We start from the raw sequence: 19,302 nt of genomic DNA, 5'->3' as shown, positions 1-19,302 counted from the left end.
TATTAGTATGCGAAGAGTGGATACTGGTTCATCCAGGTATTTATCTCTTTGCGCACAGCTTCGATCTTGCTCTCGTTTTCATTGTTAAGCAATACATCATCGATCAATTCAACAATGCGTGCCATGTCATTTTCTTTTAAACCTCTTGTTGTTATGGCTGCTGTACCTACACGCATACCCGATGTCACGAACGGTGATTTATCATCGAAAGGCACCATGTTTTTGTTAATGGTAATATCAGCTTTCACTAATGTATTTTCGGCTAGTTTACCTGTCAGCCCTTTTGAGCGAAGGTCGATCAGCATCATGTGGTTGTCTGTGCCTCCTGATATGATATCGTAACCGCGCTCCAGAAATGCTTTTGCCATTGCCTGTGCATTCTGCTGCACCTGCTTCACGTATGCCAGGTAGTCATCAGAAAGTGCCTCGAAGTAAGCAACAGCCTTTGCAGCGATAACGTGCTCTAGTGGCCCGCCTTGTGTGCCAGGGAACACAGCGCCATCTAACAACGACGACATCATACGTGTTTCGCCTTTCGGTGTTTTGATGCCGTAAGGGTTCTCGAAATCTTTACCCAACATAATCATACCGCCACGTGGGCCACGCAATGTTTTGTGGGTAGTGGTGGTTACGATATGGCAATGCTCAAACGGGCTGTTTAACAAGCCGCGTGCAATCAGCCCGGAAGGGTGGGAGATATCAGCCAGCAACAGAGCGCCTACTTCATCAGCAGTCTGACGCAGTTTTTTATAGTCCCAGTCACGGGAATAAGCCGAAGCTCCACAGATGATCAGCTTTGGTTTTTCGCGGCGAGCTATTTCTACTACTTTATCGAAATCTATCAAGCCTGTTTCCTGCTCTACACCATAGAACGTTGGGTTGTACAGCTTACCAGAGAAGTTTACTGGCGAGCCGTGTGTCAGGTGCCCACCATGCGACAGGTCGAAGCCTAATATTTTATCGCCTGGTTGAAGCAGGGCCAGCATAACAGCTGAATTAGCCTGTGCACCAGAGTGCGGCTGCACGTTTACCCACTCTACGCCGAAAAGCTCTTTTGCACGATCAATAGCCAGTTGCTCTGACTGGTCTACTATTTCACAGCCACCATAATAGCGTTTGCCTGGCAAGCCTTCTGCATACTTATTCGTCATTACGCTTCCCATAGCCTGCATTACCTGCTCCGAAACAAAGTTTTCAGAAGCAATCAGTTCTATTCCGTGCGTTTGTCGGGTTTTTTCTTTTGCTATAAGGTCAAAGATGGCTGTGTCTTTTTGCATCGTATGTATATGGTTTTTAAGCTCCCAAAATTACAGTATGCTTCTTAATAAACCAATGCTTCGGTATTTTAATAAGCACCACTTACGCAATCCTTCCTTTTCCAGATTGCTCTACTTTTAAATATTTGCAAAAAGCAAAAACAGGAGTACTATTTAGCCAACAAAAAAGCCTGAGGTTGTTACCCCAGGCTTTCTTATTAATGCTTCATTCTTTATCTCTTCAGCACTTTTGTTTGATGCAGTTTACCGTCTACTTCTACTGTAAGTATGTAGACGCCGTTTGGTAGCTTATCGTAAAGCGGCAAGCTTACCTCGTTTTCTCCTGCAGTTACCTCTACATCTTTAAAGTATACCTGCTTACCCGCTATGTTGCTCACACGGAGTATGGCTTTACCATCGCTGTTAGCCATGATGTACACTTTAGAGCTATAGTTAATTGGATTAGGAGCAACTGTTAACACTTGCACTGCCTCTGCAACAGCTTCCACAGCCACTACACTGCTGTAAGCAAATGTAACACCGTCTGTATCTATCTGCTTCAGTCTATAGTAGCGTGTGCTGGCCTCGCCATTGTAGAAGTGCGTGTATGTATAGTTTGTAGCCGTAGAGCTAGTACCTACCTTACTCTTAACTTCACCTATTTTGCTAAACCCTTCCATAGGGTTATAAGCCATTTCTATCTCAAAGCGATCGTTGTCTTTCTCCGAAGCAGTTTTCCATTTAAGAACCGTACCGCTTGACTGCTGCTGAGCCGTGAAAGAGACTAGTTCTACTGGAAGATCATTTGCCGTGCCTTCAAGTGCAAGATACCTCGTTTCTGCATTGATAGAACTATGCACTAATCTTTCATTATGTATATCACTAGTACTAGCTTCCGCGCCTGGTACGTATCTTACATAAATTTTAGTTGGGCTAACTTCACCATCTGTATTAACCTCTAAAGTAATTGGTGCAGTAATAAAGCTAACGTTGTCTTCTGAAATTTCGAAACGATGCGCAACCCCTACTCCTAAATCTTCAAGTGAGATGTTAATGTCGCCATTTAAATAAATACCACTCACTGAATAGGTTTGCGTTGCTGAAGTATCTCCAGGAGCAGCTTTGAAGTAAAGCGTAGTAGGAGTAAGGGTGATTGTTGGCTCTACTCCAGTTGTTCCCGTCACGGCTAACAACTCATTCTCTGCTTCTGTGTTATGGCTTATAAACTCATTATGTGTGCCTTCTGTTGTTGGGAGGTACCTGATATAGATAGGCGTCTCGTTAAGCGTACCAGTTGTAGCGTTTGAAAGAGGTATGTTTAACTGATACTCAAATGGCCCTGCCGCATCAAGCGCTATTTGAAAATTCTCTGGAGCTGTTACAACCACCTCTGTTTCGCCAACTGCAAGATTAGAACCAGTTACAGTATAGGTTTGAACTGCTGATGGCTGGTTTAAAGTAGATGTGAAAACAGTTAACTCTGCATTCAGTACTAGATCAGGTCGCAACACCTGGAAGTTCTCATACTCTGCAGTTCCTTCAAATGTTGTAAGTTCAATTGTTCCAGAAGCAGCGTTAGTAGGTACTATTACTGTTACGGATGTTTCAGTAGAAGATACTATATCGCCTATCGCACGAGCGTCTCCTACTATTACATTATTGAAGGTTACAATTGGGTTCTCATTATTGTACCTTAACCTGGTACCTGTGATTGTTATTTGCTCTAACAGTCTTGCAGGGTTAGGAGAAACAACGTCAATATCAACAGCTGTAGCTGTTCCATTCACTACCAGAGCCTCACTCTCGCCTACAGTAATATGATCTATTGAGCCAGTATGTGGGGCTTCTTCGGTTGCTTCGGTTGGCAAATACCTTACATAAATTGTAGTAGGCTCAAGCATTCCACTCTCAAGGTTTGTTAAAGGTAATTCAAGAGATGCCCCCCATTCGCCATTAGGGCCTGTAGCAATCTGGAAATGTTCAGGAGCTGTTATTGCTAAAGATTCTTCTCCAACTGCAAAGTTTGTTCCAGATACAACATATGACTGAACGTTAGAAGTATTTCCAACAGCAGCAGTAAATTCACCAGTAAAATTATTAGTATTTAAAACTACGTCAGGTCTAAGTACTTCAAAGTTATCATAGTCTGCAGGTCCTTCTGCCGTAGTAAGAGTTAAAGTACCAGAAGCAGCGTTAGTAGGCACTATTACTACCACGGATGTTTCGTTAAAAGAAAAAACTTCTCCTACCAAACGAACCTCTCCTCCCTCTATACTATTGAATGTCACAGTTGGCGCAGTTCCATTTGTACTTAGTCTGGCACCTGTGATTGTAATTTCCTGGTTTAGTCTTGCAGGATCAGGAGTGACGCTTGTTATTGTTGGACCAATTACAGTGAACACCTCGCTTTGGCCGCTGCCCTGCGGGTTGGTGACCGTAATAGAGCCTGTCTCGGCGCCTGCAGGTACTGCCACCTGCACATAGAAGCTTTCACCGTCAGGAACTATGACGATGTTCTCTGTGGCAACGGCAGCCCCACCGCCGAATACCACCTCTGTCACATCGCCCAGGTTCTCGCCGTAGATCGTCACAAGGTCGCCCACCTCTCCAGAGGTAGGATTGATAGTCAGGTTCGTTGGAACACGCTCCAGCACAACGAAATTAACGGAGGCCGTGCCACCACCTGATGTCGTCACCTCAAGAGGGCCTGTCTCGGCACCCTCTGGAACCACCGCGTAGATCACAGTGTTACCGTTCTCGTCTGTGACTGCCCCGAAATCTGCATCAAGGCCATTGAACGTCACGCGCTCAGTGTCCTCCAGGTTTTCGCCCGATATAACCACCTCGTCACCAATATAACCCTCCGAAGGTGAAACAGACGTAATGGTTGGACCAATTACGGTGAATACTTCGCTCTGGCCGCTGCCCTGAGGATTGGTTACCGTGATACGGCCTGTCTCGGCGCCTGCAGGCACTGTCACCTGCACATAGAAGCCTTCGCCGTCAGGAACTATGACAATGTTCTCAGGGGCAACCGCAGCCCCGCCGCCGAATACCACCTCTGTCACGNGCCGTGCCACCTGGTGTCCTCACCTCAAGAGGGCCTGTCTCGGCACCCTCTGGAACCACCGCGTAGATCACAGTGTTACCGTTCTCGTCTGTGACTGCCCCGAAATCTGCATCAAGGCCATTGAACGTCACGCGCTCAGTGTCCTCCAGGTTTTCGCCCGATATAACCACCTCGTCACCAACATAGCCTTCCGAAGGTGAAACAGAGAGATTAGAAGGTGGCACTAAAACTTGAAAGATGCTGCTACTACTACTATAAGTACCTGCGTACACTGTGATAGGACCATCTACTGCACCTGCAGGTACTATTACTCTGATTTCCGTATCACTCACAACACTAAAATCTAGGGCATCTACTCCAGTTGCAAACTCTACTCGATCTACGCTTGTAAACCCAGTACCAGTAATTATCACTTCTGAACCTACTAGCCCACTATAGGTAGATAGGCTGGTTATATTTGGTTGAGAAACAACTGCACTACCAGAAAGATAGATTACAAAAGGACTCTCATCTAAATCGTCCGATAAAATCTGTACTTCAGCGCTTTTATTGCCGAACCTTGTTGGGCTAAATATTACACTAGCAGTTGTTGACTCACCAGGTTCTAAAGTAAGATCGACACCTGTCAGGTCTATTGAAAAATCATCAGGGTTTATTCCTCCAAGAGTTGCTCCAAGGTTAAGAGTACTTGTACCATCATTACGTACTGAAAAAACTACTGGTGCAGAAGAAGCACCAACTGTTATAGTACCAAAGTTTTGTGTATAACCATTAGTAATGCTACTACTACCCACTGATACGTTTATCTCAGGGCCAGCAGGCGCTTCTGCTGCTTCTGCTAGGCTAACTAAGTCAACATAAACTGATCCAGATGTTCTTTTTGACATATACAGGCGCACCGATCGGGTTGTGGAACTAAGATTCCTTGTATACTGCACCCCCGTAAGACCAAGAGCAGGATCTCCACTAGCTGTGCTAAGCTGACTTCCAACCCGTTGTTCAAAAGTTCCTGTTGAACTAGTGGCCTCCCGTACTTCAAAAGTTCCTCCAAAGGTTGGTCCACTACTACTCGTCCCCGAAGATCTAGCATAAAACGATAGTTGCCCAGGAGCTGAATCAAAGTTTATTTGTATATACTCTCCTGTAGCATTGAACTCCGCCGCACCACCTGTAGTTGATGGACTAAGATTTGAAGTTCTGTCAGATACACCTACGCTTGTCCATCCCACAGGTAAATTTGAGTTATCCCACAGCCCTTCATGGCTGGTTGGTAACGTAGCCGTTTGCCCATACCCCACCGATACGAGCCCCATCATCAAAACACACTGCAAGAGCAGTGCCTTTAGAAGCTTAGTAAAGTTTGTAGTGTGTAATGCTTCTATCATAATCATTAATTGTATAAATTCTCAAATAAACTCTTAGGTTAGGGGTATATTTATCTCCAATATAACACAATACAAAGTAACGGCTTTCTTGGGATTTTTTATGATATTTTATGTAGTAAAGTTAATCTGACAATTTTAGCAGTTTTTCCTGCTAAGTAATTTTAAAGTGAAACTGAGCTTTAACTATTCAGTTATAAACCTTACCTTTTTTTAAGGCGCTGCATTACATAATTTTACTGACATATTAAATTCAGGCTCCAGCAAGCCATTGTTGCACAAACTGTTATACGCACCTTCTTGCTTAACTATAAGGTACAAGCTTGTAAAACAGCTAGAATAACTAGTAAATGCTATAAAAAGGGCTTCACTGCCCCGTAGACAGCAGAAATCACTCAGGCACCTCTTTAAGCTGATTATAATTAAAAGCAGATGCGTTGCGCCACATGCATACCTTGGCCGTACAGGAAAATCAATGAGCTTGGAAGTTTATATACAAATCCTTTTTAGTAGTGCCGTATATGCGGCTAATCTCTACTCCGAAGCTGCACAAAGTCGCAATTCATAAAATCCTAACATCAGGAACTTTCTGCCGCCTCTGCTTAACTACTGTGTAAAGTTATTTTTGTTTCCTTTTCAAGTTTTTTGGCAAACGAAGAACAACACAATATGTTGTAAAAATTATATTGGCATATTCAAATATTGAATTTATTGCCGCTGTGCTGATCAGGTTTATGCTCAATTTCTGAATAAGTACTGTAGAAGAAGATCAATAGATAATTGATAGATAACCCAAGTTGCGATTTAAAAAGGCAGGATAAACGTGCTATGCAGCTTACCCACCCCTAGCCCCTCCGAGGACTAATCTTGTAGGGTTAAATGTGACATCCCCTATTTAACTCTTAAAAACCCGATAACATGCTTCAAGTTTTCAACTTGCGTAGCGAAATTTTCCAGCCAGCACTTCTTACGAAAGTTGAAAACTTTCCCCATTTTAACCACAAGATGAAATCTTGCGGTAGTTTATTTTCCCCTACAAGATTAGATCTGAGGTGGGGCTAGGGGTGGGTTGTATTTCAAGACATGAAATAAACCGTAATTTGAGTTATTTGAGAAGTAAAAACTCAGCAGAGTTTAGCTTTTGCGGGCCACGGGGTATGGCCTATCTGTGTTCGGCTGCACTAAGAGCTCGTAAGTATCCATGTTTAAAGCCACCATATTTCCGAACGAGGCGTTGCGGTAGTATACACACCCAGCATCCAGGTTTAGGCGGTCTTCATTATGAGATGTCGCTTTTTTTATAGTATGTAACGGAGTAGGTGTATGGCCGTGCAGCAGGCCTTTGTTGTACAGCTTATCCCAGTTAATTTTATAGTCACGGATGTTTAGCATGGCATCTGTGTCTTTAAAAATATCGGTTTGCTTAAAGTCGAAGCCTGCATGAACGAGAAAGAAATCTTTTACTTCCAGGTAGTAAGGAAGGCCTTTTAAGAAATTTATGTATTTTTTAGGAAGCTCTTTCAGGTGAACGATTTCAAAGTTCTCTAGCAATAGCTTCTTTTCGATGGCTGTAAGTTTGATTGCGCTATCTCCTTTTTGGCTGGCTTTTAGCAGCATCTGGTCGTGATTGCCCCTTAGGCAGAACACCTGGTAATCCTGCTTTTGTAAATGTAGGATAAAGTCTATCACACCTTTACTGTCGGGCCCTTTGTTTACCAGGTCACCCAGAATATACAGTTCGTCTGTTTTCTGAAGCTTCAGTTGATCTTGCACCATGGCTTTTAATGTGCGTGCGCATCCATGGATGTCAGTAAGGGCGTATCGGGCCATCAGCTTGTGTTTTGGCTTTGCTAAAAGTAAAATAAGCTACTAAGATAAAAAAGAAAGCACCTGCTTCTAAGCAGGTGCTTTCTTTTTTATAAAACTTAATCAGTCTTAGTTATACTTGTTGTTGTCAATGCCAGGTTTGTGCAGGTTGCGGTTTACGTTGTTTGTACGTATACCGTCTGCTAACTCGTCTGGTCCTTTTGTGTACTTTTCTTTTAATTCTTCGTGTTCGTCACGAGTTTGGTTCGGATCTACTGGTTTCGCTCCAGCTTTAGATTGTCCTCTTCCAGATGGATTTCCTGAATCAGCCCCACCAGGCTGTGTATGCTTATATGGCATGATGTCCTCCTTTTTATTTAAATTAAACATGCGGTACAAGAGCCTATTTTGTTCTTATACCTGAAATTTGAATTCACTCACAAGGCTAGGCTCAAGTGCCTCGCCCTTCTTCCTCAGTTCTAAAGTTATCTTTCGGCGGTGTGCCATCGTCAGAGAAATCGTTTACGCCTGTGGCCGATGGTCCCTGACCTGCTGTATCGCTTCCATATCCTTCTTTACCGTCGCGGTTACCAAAACCGCCACGCTGATGTTCGTTCTTAGGTGCATCAGCTCCTGGCACTATATGTCCTGCACGCATTTCCTGCTCTGATGTATCTTCATCAATCACACGCACAGGCCTTTCCTCAGGCGGTACACCCTTAAGCGAACCTTTATGCTCATTATTTTTATCTTCAGCCATTATTGTTGCTTTAAGTTTGAATTGCACCAGTTTGCAAAGTGCTTTACAATTAGTTTTACTCCAAATTGCACGGTATGGTTGGCTATTTTACGAACCAATTAATTCGCCACCGTTCACATGTATTACTTGGCCAGTTACATAAGATCCATCTTCTGAAGCCAGATACACATAAGCAGGAGCCACTTCAGAAGGCTGGCCTACACGCCCCAGCGGCTGGCTCTCACCAAACTCAGCCACTTTATCGGCATCAAACGAAGCTGGGATCAGTGGTGTCCAGATAGGGCCTGGCGCTACGGCATTTACCCTTATTTTTTTGTCTGCCAGGTTAGAGGATAGCGATCTTGTAAAGCTTGTAATAGCACCTTTTGTGGCTGCATAATCCATCAGGTGGCTGCTGCCGCGGTAAGAGGTAATAGAGGTGGTATTAACAATAGCACTGCCTTCTTTTAAATGGTTAAGGGCAGCTTTTGTCATGTAAAACATTGAGAAGATGTTTGTCTGGAACGTGCGCTGCAATTGTTCTTTTGTGATGTCCCGCAGGTCTGTCTGCTCGTGCTGCTCTGCGGCATTGTTTACTAACACATCCAGCTTACCGAGCTCTTTTACAGTACGCTCAACAGCCTCTTTGCAGAAGTCTTCTTCTCCTATGTCACCTGCCATTGTCAGGCATTTGCGACCTTCTTTCTCTACTAATTCCTTCGTCTTCTGCGCATCTTTTTCCTCGTCCAGGTAAATAATGGCAACATCAGCTCCTTCGCGGGCAAAATGCACGGCCACAGCACGACCTATGCCGCTGTCGCCACCGCTGATTAAAGCTACTTTTCCCTTTAGCTTGTCGCCACCTTTATAAGAGTCTCTTATAAATTCTGGCTCTGGTGTCATTTTATGCTCCTTGCCTGGCTGGTGCCCCTGCTCTTGTGCTGGTAAAGATTCTGGTTTGTTTTCCATAGTTTTATAGTTTTACGTCGTTAACAAAAGTGACACACTTACCACGACATAGGCCAAACAGCTCTTATAAAGCTTGAGCGATGTACGTGATGTGTGTTAGATTTAACTATACGCCTGCATCTTAGGCTTGTTTCTGTAGTATACCTGTTAGTACTAATTTTAAAACTATGTGGAGAGAAGAAGACAATGCTTTAAAGTGCAGCCTGCGCTTTAAAGATTTCAACCAAGCGATGGCCTTCATGAACCAAGTGGCCAAGGTTGCCGAGGAGCTAAACCACCACCCCTGGTGGAGCAACGTGTACAACAAAGTAGACATAGAGCTAACTACCCACGACGCTGGCAACACCGTAACAGAGCTGGACCATAAGCTGGCTAAGCGGATTGAGGAAATATATGGGAAGTTTAGGAGTTAGAGATTTAGAGCGTTAAAGTATTTGTTAATTTGTTACACTGATAATATATCTGGCGTAGCTATAGTTGATACAGAAAACACCTCTCTAACTCCCAAACGCTCTAAATCTCTAAACTCAGAATAACTCTTTAACCCTCTAACTCTTTAAATCTCTAACTCTACCCGTTATCTTTACCTCATGCAGGAACAGGAAAAGACAAATTTATACTTGGTACCTACACCCATAGGTAACCTGGAGGATATTACGCTTCGGGCTATTCGGGTGCTGAAGGAGGTGGATGTTATTCTGGCAGAGGATACGCGCACCAGCGGCAAGTTACTGCAGCACCTGGGCATCGAAAAGCGGATGCATAGCCACCACCTCCACAACGAGCATAAGGCAACAGGGCATTTGGTAGACAGATTAAAGGCAGGAGAGGTGATGGCTTTGATTTCTGATGCGGGTACGCCTGGCATTTCCGACCCTGGCTTTTACCTGGTGCGGGAGTGCCTGAAGCATGACCTTAAAATTGAATGTTTGCCTGGGCCTACTGCTTTTGTACCAGCCCTGGTAAAATCTGGCTTCAGCACCGACCGTTTTACATTTGAAGGATTTCTGCCTGTTAAAAAAGGCAGACAAACACGTTTGCAGAGTTTGGTACAGGAGGAGCGGACCATGATTTTTTACGAATCGCCGCACCGCCTGCTTAAGTCGCTCACGCAGTTTAAAGAGTTTTTTGGCGGGGAAAGACAAGCATCTGTTTCACGTGAAATATCTAAGATGTTTGAAGAAACCATCAATGGCACACTGGATGAACTGGTGGAGCTTTTCACGACGAAGGCTATAAAAGGGGAGTTTGTGTTGGTAGTATCAGGTGCGGGAGCAAAAGGAGGAAAGGCAAGCTCTGAGGAGTAGTTGAGGGGCATTGTGTTTTGCAAGTGTTTTTCAACCACCCCCAGCCCCTCCTTGTCTAAGGCGGGGAGCTTTACTTACTCCTTTGCCCGTCTTGCGTGTTGTAACGGCATGAGCTAAGTGATGATTTATTAATTTGTGCCTTAGTCACAAATTAATTTATACCTCATAATTTATAATTTAACTGTTAGCTACAGAGCACTACAGAGGAAGTAGCAGCAGCAGACTCCCCGCCTTAGATAAGGAGGGGGCAGGGGGTGCTTGAACAAACTACTGCCACAGTAAAAAAGCAAGTATATAGAACGATACCAATCATTTAATAACTGAGCATCCAGAGGCACCAGCGCCTCGCTAACTATATGAAAAGATATTTTAAACACATTGGGCTGCTGCTTCTGGTGTGCCTGTGTACATTACAGGCGCAGGCGCAGTTTGAAGGCATGCGTATATCGCCTGATGCCAAGATCAGCCTGATAACCTGCTCCAGCGGTGATGATTTGTATGCTGTATTCGGACACAGTGCGGTGCGGGTAAACGATCCTGCCCTGGGCCTGGACATTATCTTTAACTATGGCACCTTCGATTTTAACGAGCCGAACTTTTACCTGAAGTTTGCCAGAGGAAAGCTGAACTATAAACTCTCTGCCGCTTATTTCCGCGATTTCGTGTACAACTACTCGATGGAGAACCGCTCTGTGTATGAGCAGGAACTGAACCTGACACCAGAGCAAAAGCAGCAGTATTGGCTATTCCTGACAAACAATTACCTGCCAGCCAATCGCTTCTATCTGTATGATTTCTTCTTCGATAACTGTGCTACCCGTATCCGCGATGGTTTAGAAGCTACTTTTCCTGGTCAGATCGAGTTTAACATTGCGCACTTCGACAAAGACTATACTTTCCGCAACCTGATTGATTTGTACCTGCCGCCGCAGCCCTGGGGCGACTTCGGTATCGATTTAGCTTTGGGTGCTAAAATAGACCAAGAAGCAACTCCTTACGAGTACATGTTCCTGCCTAATTATCTTTCGAAGGGTTTTGCCAACGCCACCATTATGCGTGATGGAAGGGCTGTACCTTTGGCAGGAGAGCCGCAGCCTGTTTTCCTGCAGACACCACCGCAGGAAGAAGGCTTTTCGCTGTTTACACCAACCATACTTTTCTGGGTGTTCTTTGTGGCAGTTTTAATCGTTACCATACTTGATTTTAAGAACCGCCGACGTACCCGCACATTAGATACAGTTCTTTTCTTTGTGGCAGGGCTCTTAGGCATTGTATTCCTGCTGCTGTGGTTTGCCACCGATCATCAGGCTACTGCGAACAACTTTAACCTGTTGTGGGGCATTCCTACACATGTGGTAGTGGCTTTCTTTTTGGGCAAAAAGCTTCTCCCAAACTGGATAAGGCTTTACATGACGATAACGGCTGTTATTACAGGTTTGCTGGTAATTACCTGGTGGGGATTACCACAGGAACCGCACGCCGCATTTATTCCTATTGCTTTAACCTTAGCACTTAGAGCAGAGTACATTGTATGGTCTTTTAAAGAAAAAAGAACTTTAACAACAAAGGCCAAAGTATAAAAACCAAACTATGAACTTAGAACAGTTATCAAACAACCTAAATGTAATTGCCCGCAGTGCAGGCGCTTTTCTACAGCAAGAAGCCGCAAACTTCGATCGCTCTAAAATAGAGATGAAAGGTTTCAACGACCTGGTATCTTATGTAGATAAAGAAACAGAAAAACAGCTGGTAGCAGACCTGAAGAAGCTGTTGCCAGAGGCTGGCTTTATTACCGAAGAAGGTACCGAAACCACCAAAGGCGAACGTTACAACTGGATTATAGACCCGCTGGATGGCACCACCAATTTTACGCACGGCCTGCCCGACTATTGCGTAAGCGTTGGCCTGGCTGATGGCGACGAGGTAATATTAGGCACCGTATACGAGCCAAACCGCGACGAGTGCTTTTCTGCCTACAAAGGGGGCGGAGCTTATTTAAATGACGCGCCTATAAAGGTTTCGGATGCTCCACAGCTAAAAGATTCGCTTATCGCGACGGGCTTTCCTTATTTCGATTTCGGCCTAATGCAGCAGTACCTGCAGGTAATGAGCAGCTTTATGCAGAAATCGCATGGCGTACGCAGAATTGGCTCTGCCGCTTTAGATCTGGCTTATGTGGCCGTTGGGCGCTTCGAGGGTTTTTTTGAATACAACCTGAACCCTTGGGATGTAGCCGCAGGCGCTATTATTGTAAAAGAAGCAGGCGGGCACCTGACAAAGTTTACAGAAGAAGGCGATGTGGTATTTGGGCGTGAGATGGTAGCCAGCAACGGCAAAATACATGCTGAGATGATGGAAACGATAGGCGAGTTCTGGAAAGGCAAAGCAGAGTAAACTTTTCTTATCTTTGCGTAGTTATAAAAGCATATGGTACAGCACATTCTTATACTGATCATTTTTTTAGCGGCAGCGGCATACATGGGCCGTATGCTTTACCAAAGTTTTAGCGCTAAAAGCGGCTGTGCCAAAGGCTGCGGCGGCGCATGCTCTACTATAGATTTCAACAAGATTCAAAAAGAGCTGCAAAAGAAGCAGACCGCTTCTTCGTAGTCCTCTTGTTCTTGCATACTATTTATAAATAAGGTACAACTACAGAGTTGTACCTTATTTTTTTATACCTATTGCCAGTATCGCTTGCTTTGGCTCTATATCAATCTTAGCACTTTTTCGTATCCTTAGTTAGTTTCTGCGTATAGAGGTATGTAAAATACCCCAACAGATATTCATTTAAAAACCGTAACGCTATGGAAGATAAAGTAGAATTAACATCCTTGGTTAGTGTAAGTAACAAGCTACGTAAGGAAGGATATAAAACTGATTTCAAGATTAATGACGATGGTCGCCTTAGCACCATGGACGATAAAAACACGTATGGCCCAACTGAGGCTCGTATCATAGATTTTTATCGTTTTGAGGGTGAAACGAACCCTGATGACATGGCAATACTTTATGTATTGGAAACTGTGGATGGCCTGAAGGGATCTATCACTAACTCATATGGCCCTTATGCCGACGAGAAAATAGATAACTTTATGAAGCAGATAGAAGACCTTGGCAAAGACTTAGATAAAGAAAGTAAATAAGCAAAAAGGGCCGATATTGTATCGGCCCTTTTTGCTGTTCTAATATTATTCCTTCCTACCGCTCCGTATTTCCTCCCAACTGCTGCCCATTCTTCATAGAGGCAGTTATATTTTTCACTTCCTCGTTTAGTTTCACGCCTCCCTTTATACCAAAGTCCAGCGTACGAATTGGGAACGGGATCATAATATCGTTCGCATCAAAAGCCTTTTTGATGCGGATAACAGCATCACTCTTGGCAAGTACATAATCTACCTGCCGTTTATACGAAATCCAGAATCTAGCTTTGAAGTTGATAGAACTGTCGCCGAACTCATGGTACAGCACCTCAATGTCGCGTGTGTTGATGCGGTTCTTTACCTCTTGCAGGGCCTCGATAACTACTTGCTGCACACGCTCCAGGTCTTCACCATACGAGACACCTACATCTAGATCTACGCGGCGGGTGCCATAGATAGAGTAGTTCACTGTCGGGTTCTCGAAAACCATTTTGTTAGGAATATGCACCACCTCGCCTGTTACCTGCCTTATGTTTATGGTGCGGAGGGTTATCCGCTCAATTACGCCAAAGTAATCATTCGTCTCAATCATATCGCCTACTCCGAAAGGCCTTTGCACGGCAATGATAACTCCTGAAATAAAGTTGGCAGCAATATCTTGAAAAGCAAAACCCAAAGCCAGACCAATGATACCGACACCAGCCAAGAGCGACATCACTACTCTATCAAGATTCAATATGTCCAGCACAAAGAAGAAGCCCACCAGCAGCATACCGATGTACAGTACCGTCAGGACTAAGTTGTTGATGGCGGCACTATGAGAGAACTTACTTATAGCTTTTTCCAGCCAATCCCTTACTACCCTTGCTATATAAAAGGTAAGAATAAGAAGTATAATTGCTAAGAAAATATTGGGAAGCATCAGGATGATCTCGTCGCCCCATGTTTCCAGCTTACCCCACAGCAGCTCTAATTCTTCGTTCAGGTTTTGCATATAGTTCGTTAGTTGATTCTGTTCCTCTTTATCAGGCCCACACTTTGGTACCCTCCGTACAGTTTCGGCACATTTCTATTTCGGAACGAGAACGCAGCACCGACTGCCTAAACTGCTTATACGCGGGCCCACGCCACACCTGCTGAAAACTTTCCTCTTTTAAATCACCCATTCTGTACTCGGCGTCTTTATCGAAGCAGCAGGGCACCATCAGGCCATCCCAGGTAATGACACACGAATGCCACATCTTCCAGCAATGGTTCAACAGCTTATTTTTAAGGCTGTAGCTGCCATCTCCGTTGTTCTGGTACCGAGAATAATAGTCTATCGTCGGGATAAGCGGCGAACCTTGCGCATAGTCGTAGATTTGTGCCGTTTTAAAAACTACCTCATCTACGCCCAGCTCCTGCGCCAGCTTCTTTACGTCATCCAGCTGATGCTCGTTAGGCCGTACTACTAAAAACTGAAACATGATGTGTGGTGTTTTCGATTTTAACTCTTTTTTCCACTTCACCACATTTCTTGTTCCCTCCAGCACCTTCTCCAGCTTACCGCCTATACGGTAAGCCGCATAAGTTTCCTGTGTAGTGCCGTCTATCGATACAATCAGGCGATCCAAGCCCGACTCTACCGTTTTGCGGGCATTCTCATCATCCAGAAAATGTGCGTTGGTAGAGGTCGCAGTATAAATGCCCCTGCTGGAGGCATACTTCACCATCCGTAAAAACTCTTTGTGCAGGTAAGGCTCTCCCTGAAAGTAGAAGATGAGGTATAGCAAGCGCTTGTGCAGCTGCTCTATCGTAGTCTCGAAAATATCCTGCTGCAGCATACCTGTAGGGCGGGTAAAGGAGCGGAGGCCACTGGGACACTCAGGACAACGGAGGTTGCAAGAGGTGGTGGGCTCTATAGAAATGCTAAACGGATAGCCCCAATGTGTAGCCTTGCCTGTTACTTTAGAAACTATATAGCTGCTCACTACCTGTAGTGCATTTAAGGCACGAAGCGGTGTTAGTTTAGATAGAAAGTTAAGCCCGTCGGTTAGGTGTGGCACAGTAACAGTATAAGGTTGATAGGTAATTTATGGTATTCTTTTAAAAGAACTGCAGCCGCTATAAATTGTTTAGATATAGCTTGCTACTGGCTTTTACTCAACTCACCAATATTAAATACCGAGTGAGGTAGTGGGTATGGTTTTCTAAAGCTGTCTACCTCTGAACGGCTTGTTTCCGTAAAGCTGCACTTCTTGTAAAACTAGTCTGCTGCCTCGTTTGCTCGTTCACATTAGCCCTGAGCTTTCTTTAAGTTGAGCGGCATATTTGTAGTGTAAGCTTTAAAAAAATGGGGTAACCTGTTGGCTACCCCACTAAATTATGCTTTCTGGCTCGAAAGGCCAAAATTATGCGTTTTAGTATCTGAAAAGAGCTTTAACGTTACCCTGTCCGTCGCTTACCTCAGCCATGCCACCATAGTTGCTTACAAACACTCTACCGCCCTGCGATATAGTTTTTATAGCAGCCAGGTTAATTAGGTCATCGTCGCCCTGGTGGTATTCATCGTGTATCTCGGCAGTAGCTTTTACGGCATCATAAGTACCCCAAACTGGGTCGCTTGGTGCAATAAACAAGGTATCTACACGGCCGTGCACGGCTTCGGCTGCCACTGTGGCAATATCATCGGAAGTAACGCCCGTACCTGCCACATTTTGGTAACGGTCCAAAGATTCGACGTGGCTCTGGTGCATGAGCGGCTTCATAATGTCCACGGCTTTTTCATGTATGGTTTTCATGCCGTCTACACCTTCATTCACGTTAATATTTTGCGGCACTATGTTTTTGTACTTACTTGTAGTGCGGAAAATACTGCAGTAGTGGTCTACACCAGCCAGAATAAGCGGTTCTGTGGCATCATGCAATATTTCCTGCATGCTGCTGTCTATATCCTGCATAAACTGGTGTACGCGATCATATTGTTGGTCGCCTTGCGTAAAGCCTTGAGCGGTATTAAGTATACCTGTACCGTTTACTGCGGTTCTGCTAAAATTATAGTCCTGGTCATTGCCTTTTACGTCAAACTTCAGCGACTCATTCATAGACTCTGGCACAAAAGAAGTAATATCAACTTCTCGGATGCTATCGATAGTTGCTTCGTAGAATCTGATTTTCTCACGGTATAGCCACAGCACAAAGAAGCGACCGTTCTGGCTTAGCAAAGGTAGTATTGGGGTAAAGTAGAACTTATTCATCACATACACTGCCTCAGGCATTACAATAGGTAGCGTGTAGTGTGTAGAGAAGCCTTTCGTGATAAACACAGCCAAACCTTCGCCTTGGTGGCGCCAAAAACCATTAGCGTGCAGTAGTTCTTCTGCTGGCTTTATATATTCGTCTATCTCCGCTTCTGATAAATTACGTACTGCGAGTAATTTTTTTACTTCGTTTATTTTGTTCTTGAACAACGTGCTGTCCTGTCCGTTCAGCGTTTCGGCTCCAGCACGGTGTGTAGGTATGAATATTGAAATGCACAAAGCGTTTTGTGTATTTTCCTGTACATTAAGCAACGTCTCAATGTCTTTCTTATTTATCAATGCCATATATATAGTCGTTTGGTTAAATAATCATTAAAAAGAATGCTTATCTCAACACCCTCTGTAAGCAAGGGGTGGTAGAGATAAAATACGCATCTATTATATGAACGGTTATTTACAGGCAAAGGATAGGTTTTTATAAAGCAAAGGCTGTAAAAGCAAGCAGCCCGACGCTAGAAGCATCGGGCTGCAGGAATATGTGAACGATAAACTATTTTAGAAACATGGTCAGCATCGAGATGCTGTAGAAGTCCGTTGGCTGCTTCTCAATTGCCTGGCCGACGAAAATTGTATTGATTGCCCCCTTCACTCCTCAATGAAGAAGCAAGCAGATATATTTTGTAGCTCGTGAAGTTCAGTTTTACTACTAAATCCAACTCTAAAACACCAGCATCCATGTGATTATTAGCATTTATAGGAGTTACCAGCATTTGCTACATAAACCATAACTAGCCCACTAGAAGTTCAGACAGACCAACTTTATTTTTATATTTTTTAAAGAAGTAGGCACAAAGCTTTTATTGCATTGTGGTTCCAAAACCCTTACCCAAACAAGCTGCTGAACACTTCTTCCAATCTGCCAAGAGCATGTATATTGATGGAGAATTTGCTCAAGTCAACGCCTTTTTTGTTGTACTTAGAGATATAAATGTCTTTGAAGCCCAGTTTTTCTGCTTCCGTGATACGGTTCTCGACACGATTAACGGCTCTTACTTCGCCTCCCAAACCTACTTCTGCTGCAAAACAGGTGGTACTTGGTATAGCCATGTCCTCGAAAGAAGAAAGGATAGAGGCACACACTGCTAAGTCAAGCGCAGGATCTTCCACTTTAAGGCCGCCAGCTATGTTCAGGAAAACGTCTTGAGCACCTAAACGGTAGCCGCCGCGTTTCTCCAGCACTGCCAGCAGCATGTTCAGGCGTTTGCCATCGAAGCCTGTGCTGGTGCGTTGCGGAGTGCCGTAGGTAGCAGGGGTTACAAGGCTCTGCACCTCTATCAGCAGCGGACGGTTACCTTCCAGCGTTGCACCTATCGCAATGCCGCTAAAAGAATCTTCGCGCTGCGATATCAGTATTTCCGAAGGATTACTTACCTCGCGTAGTCCTGTGCCTAGCATTTCGTATATACCCAATTCTGAGGTAGAGCCGAAACGGTTTTTGGTGGTGCGCAGGATGCGGTAGGTCATGTGGCGATCGCCTTCGAACTGCAACACTGTATCTACCATGTGCTCCAGAATTTTTGGGCCTGCCAAATTTCCTTCTTTGGTGATGTGGCCGATCAGGAAGACAGGTACACCGCTTTCCTTGGCAAACTTTAGCAGCTCTGCCGTACATTCCCGCACCTGACTTACACTACCTGCTCCTGCCTCTATAAAAGAGGAGTGGAGAGTCTGGATAGAATCGACAATGAGTACCTGTGGGCGCAACAACTCTATCTGCTTAAAAATATTTTGTGTACCTGTTTCAGTAAGTATAAAGCAGTCGGAGGTTTGGGCTACAAGGCGTTCGGCGCGCATTTTAATCTGCTGCTCGCTTTCTTCACCGCTCACGTACAGTACGCGCAATCCACTCAGCGAAAGCGCAATCTGCAGCATCAGCGTTGACTTGCCTATACCTGGCTCGCCACCAATCAACACCATAGATCCTGGCACTATACCTCCGCCCAACACACGGTTCAGTTCTTCGTCCTTCGATATAATACGCTGCTGCTCCTGGTAACTGATATCGGCAATGGGCTTAGGCTTGCTCGAAACTTGTGCAGAACTAGTGCCTACTTTCCAGGCGCTGGTAGGGGTTACCTCCTCGCGCTGCACCACTTCTTCTACATAAGTATTCCACTCGCCACATGCTGGGCACTTGCCAATCCATTTGGCAGATTGGGCGCCACAGTTCTGGCAGAAGTAAGACGTTTTTATTTTAGCCATTAAATGTCGCTGTTCGTTTTTTGTAGATTGTTTTAGGATGGAATGTCCTTAGATCAGAACAAAGTTAAGGGGCAGAAAATTGCCAATAGCAGCATTATCTTCACTTTTTAGAGCGGAGCTAGCTGAATCTAA

Annotated in this window: 17 protein-coding genes; 6 read left to right on the top strand and 11 right to left on the bottom strand. The window is 44.5% G+C overall.

The genetic code is table 11. The features are described 5' to 3' along the window. Positions 1–2: 2 nt before the first annotated feature. From glyA to LN893_RS01030, 7 genes are all read right to left on the bottom strand, one after another. The gene (gene glyA / locus LN893_RS01060) at positions 3–1,277 is read right to left on the bottom strand and encodes a serine hydroxymethyltransferase (RefSeq protein ID WP_229967422.1); all 1,275 of its coding nucleotides are present in this window, start codon (positions 1,275–1,277) and stop codon (positions 3–5) included. Between the two features lie 212 nt (positions 1,278–1,489). Further along, entirely contained in the window at positions 1,490–4,231 is a 2,742-nt protein-coding gene (locus tag LN893_RS20645; RefSeq protein ID WP_439651160.1) for an IPT/TIG domain-containing protein, read from the bottom strand. 49 nt (positions 4,232–4,280) lie between these two features. Next, entirely contained in the window at positions 4,281–5,213 is a 933-nt protein-coding gene (locus LN893_RS01050; RefSeq protein WP_439651159.1) for a choice-of-anchor D domain-containing protein, read from the bottom strand. 1,629 nt (positions 5,214–6,842) lie between these two features. Then, positions 6,843–7,538: a metallophosphoesterase family protein gene (locus tag LN893_RS01045; RefSeq protein ID WP_229967415.1), complete on the bottom strand. Its 696-nt coding sequence runs from the start codon at positions 7,536–7,538 to the stop codon at positions 6,843–6,845. A gap of 105 nt (positions 7,539–7,643) precedes the next feature. Next, positions 7,644–7,874: a hypothetical protein gene (locus LN893_RS01040; RefSeq protein WP_229967413.1), complete on the bottom strand. Its 231-nt coding sequence runs from the start codon at positions 7,872–7,874 to the stop codon at positions 7,644–7,646. Between the two features lie 91 nt (positions 7,875–7,965). Beyond that, positions 7,966–8,274, bottom strand: coding sequence for a hypothetical protein (locus LN893_RS01035; protein ID WP_229967411.1), 309 nt, complete (start codon positions 8,272–8,274; stop codon positions 7,966–7,968). An 87-nt stretch (positions 8,275–8,361) separates the two neighbouring features. Then, on the bottom strand, positions 8,362–9,222 hold the full coding sequence (locus tag LN893_RS01030) for an SDR family oxidoreductase (protein ID WP_229967409.1): 861 nt from the start codon (positions 9,220–9,222) through the stop codon (positions 8,362–8,364). Positions 9,223–9,389: 167 nt separating this feature from the next. Here LN893_RS01030 and LN893_RS01025 point away from each other — a divergent pair, with 167 nt between their 5' ends. From LN893_RS01025 to LN893_RS01000, 6 genes are all read left to right on the top strand, one after another. Beyond that, entirely contained in the window at positions 9,390–9,635 is a 246-nt protein-coding gene (locus LN893_RS01025) for a 4a-hydroxytetrahydrobiopterin dehydratase (protein ID WP_229967406.1), read from the top strand. Between the two features lie 177 nt (positions 9,636–9,812). Beyond that, complete coding sequence (rsmI, locus tag LN893_RS01020) at positions 9,813–10,529, top strand: 16S rRNA (cytidine(1402)-2'-O)-methyltransferase (protein WP_229967404.1); 717 nt, start codon at positions 9,813–9,815, stop codon at positions 10,527–10,529. A gap of 356 nt (positions 10,530–10,885) precedes the next feature. Continuing rightward, positions 10,886–12,109, top strand: a complete 1,224-nt coding sequence (locus LN893_RS01015) for an Lnb N-terminal periplasmic domain-containing protein (protein ID WP_229967402.1) — start codon at positions 10,886–10,888, stop codon at positions 12,107–12,109. A gap of 10 nt (positions 12,110–12,119) precedes the next feature. After that, positions 12,120–12,923, top strand: coding sequence for an inositol monophosphatase family protein (locus LN893_RS01010; RefSeq protein WP_229967400.1), 804 nt, complete (start codon positions 12,120–12,122; stop codon positions 12,921–12,923). Positions 12,924–12,956: 33 nt separating this feature from the next. Beyond that, positions 12,957–13,139 (top strand): FeoB-associated Cys-rich membrane protein, encoded by a 183-nt coding sequence (locus LN893_RS01005; protein WP_229967398.1) that lies wholly within the window; start codon positions 12,957–12,959, stop codon positions 13,137–13,139. Between the two features lie 194 nt (positions 13,140–13,333). Continuing rightward, entirely contained in the window at positions 13,334–13,672 is a 339-nt protein-coding gene (locus tag LN893_RS01000; RefSeq protein WP_229967396.1) for a hypothetical protein, read from the top strand. Between the two features lie 55 nt (positions 13,673–13,727). Here the strand turns inward: LN893_RS01000 and LN893_RS00995 are convergent, their stop codons facing one another. The 4 genes from LN893_RS00995 to radA form a co-directional block, all read right to left on the bottom strand. Beyond that, on the bottom strand, positions 13,728–14,663 hold the full coding sequence (locus LN893_RS00995) for a mechanosensitive ion channel family protein (protein WP_229967394.1): 936 nt from the start codon (positions 14,661–14,663) through the stop codon (positions 13,728–13,730). A 31-nt stretch (positions 14,664–14,694) separates the two neighbouring features. Then, positions 14,695–15,714 carry an SPASM domain-containing protein gene (locus LN893_RS00990; RefSeq protein WP_229967392.1) on the bottom strand — a complete coding sequence of 340 codons (1,020 nt, stop codon included), beginning with the start codon at positions 15,712–15,714 and terminating at the stop codon, positions 14,695–14,697. Positions 15,715–16,068: 354 nt separating this feature from the next. Continuing rightward, positions 16,069–17,253, bottom strand: a complete 1,185-nt coding sequence (locus tag LN893_RS00985) for a baeRF3 domain-containing protein (protein ID WP_229967390.1) — start codon at positions 17,251–17,253, stop codon at positions 16,069–16,071. Positions 17,254–17,790: 537 nt separating this feature from the next. Beyond that, positions 17,791–19,170 carry a DNA repair protein RadA gene (gene radA, locus LN893_RS00980; protein WP_229967388.1) on the bottom strand — a complete coding sequence of 460 codons (1,380 nt, stop codon included), beginning with the start codon at positions 19,168–19,170 and terminating at the stop codon, positions 17,791–17,793. Positions 19,171–19,302: the final 132 nt, after the last annotated feature.

This window comes from Pontibacter harenae (genome assembly GCF_020907245.1).
GTDB lineage: Bacteria > Bacteroidota > Bacteroidia > Cytophagales > Hymenobacteraceae > Pontibacter > Pontibacter harenae.
This window is presented reverse-complemented; position numbering and strand designations above follow the sequence as displayed.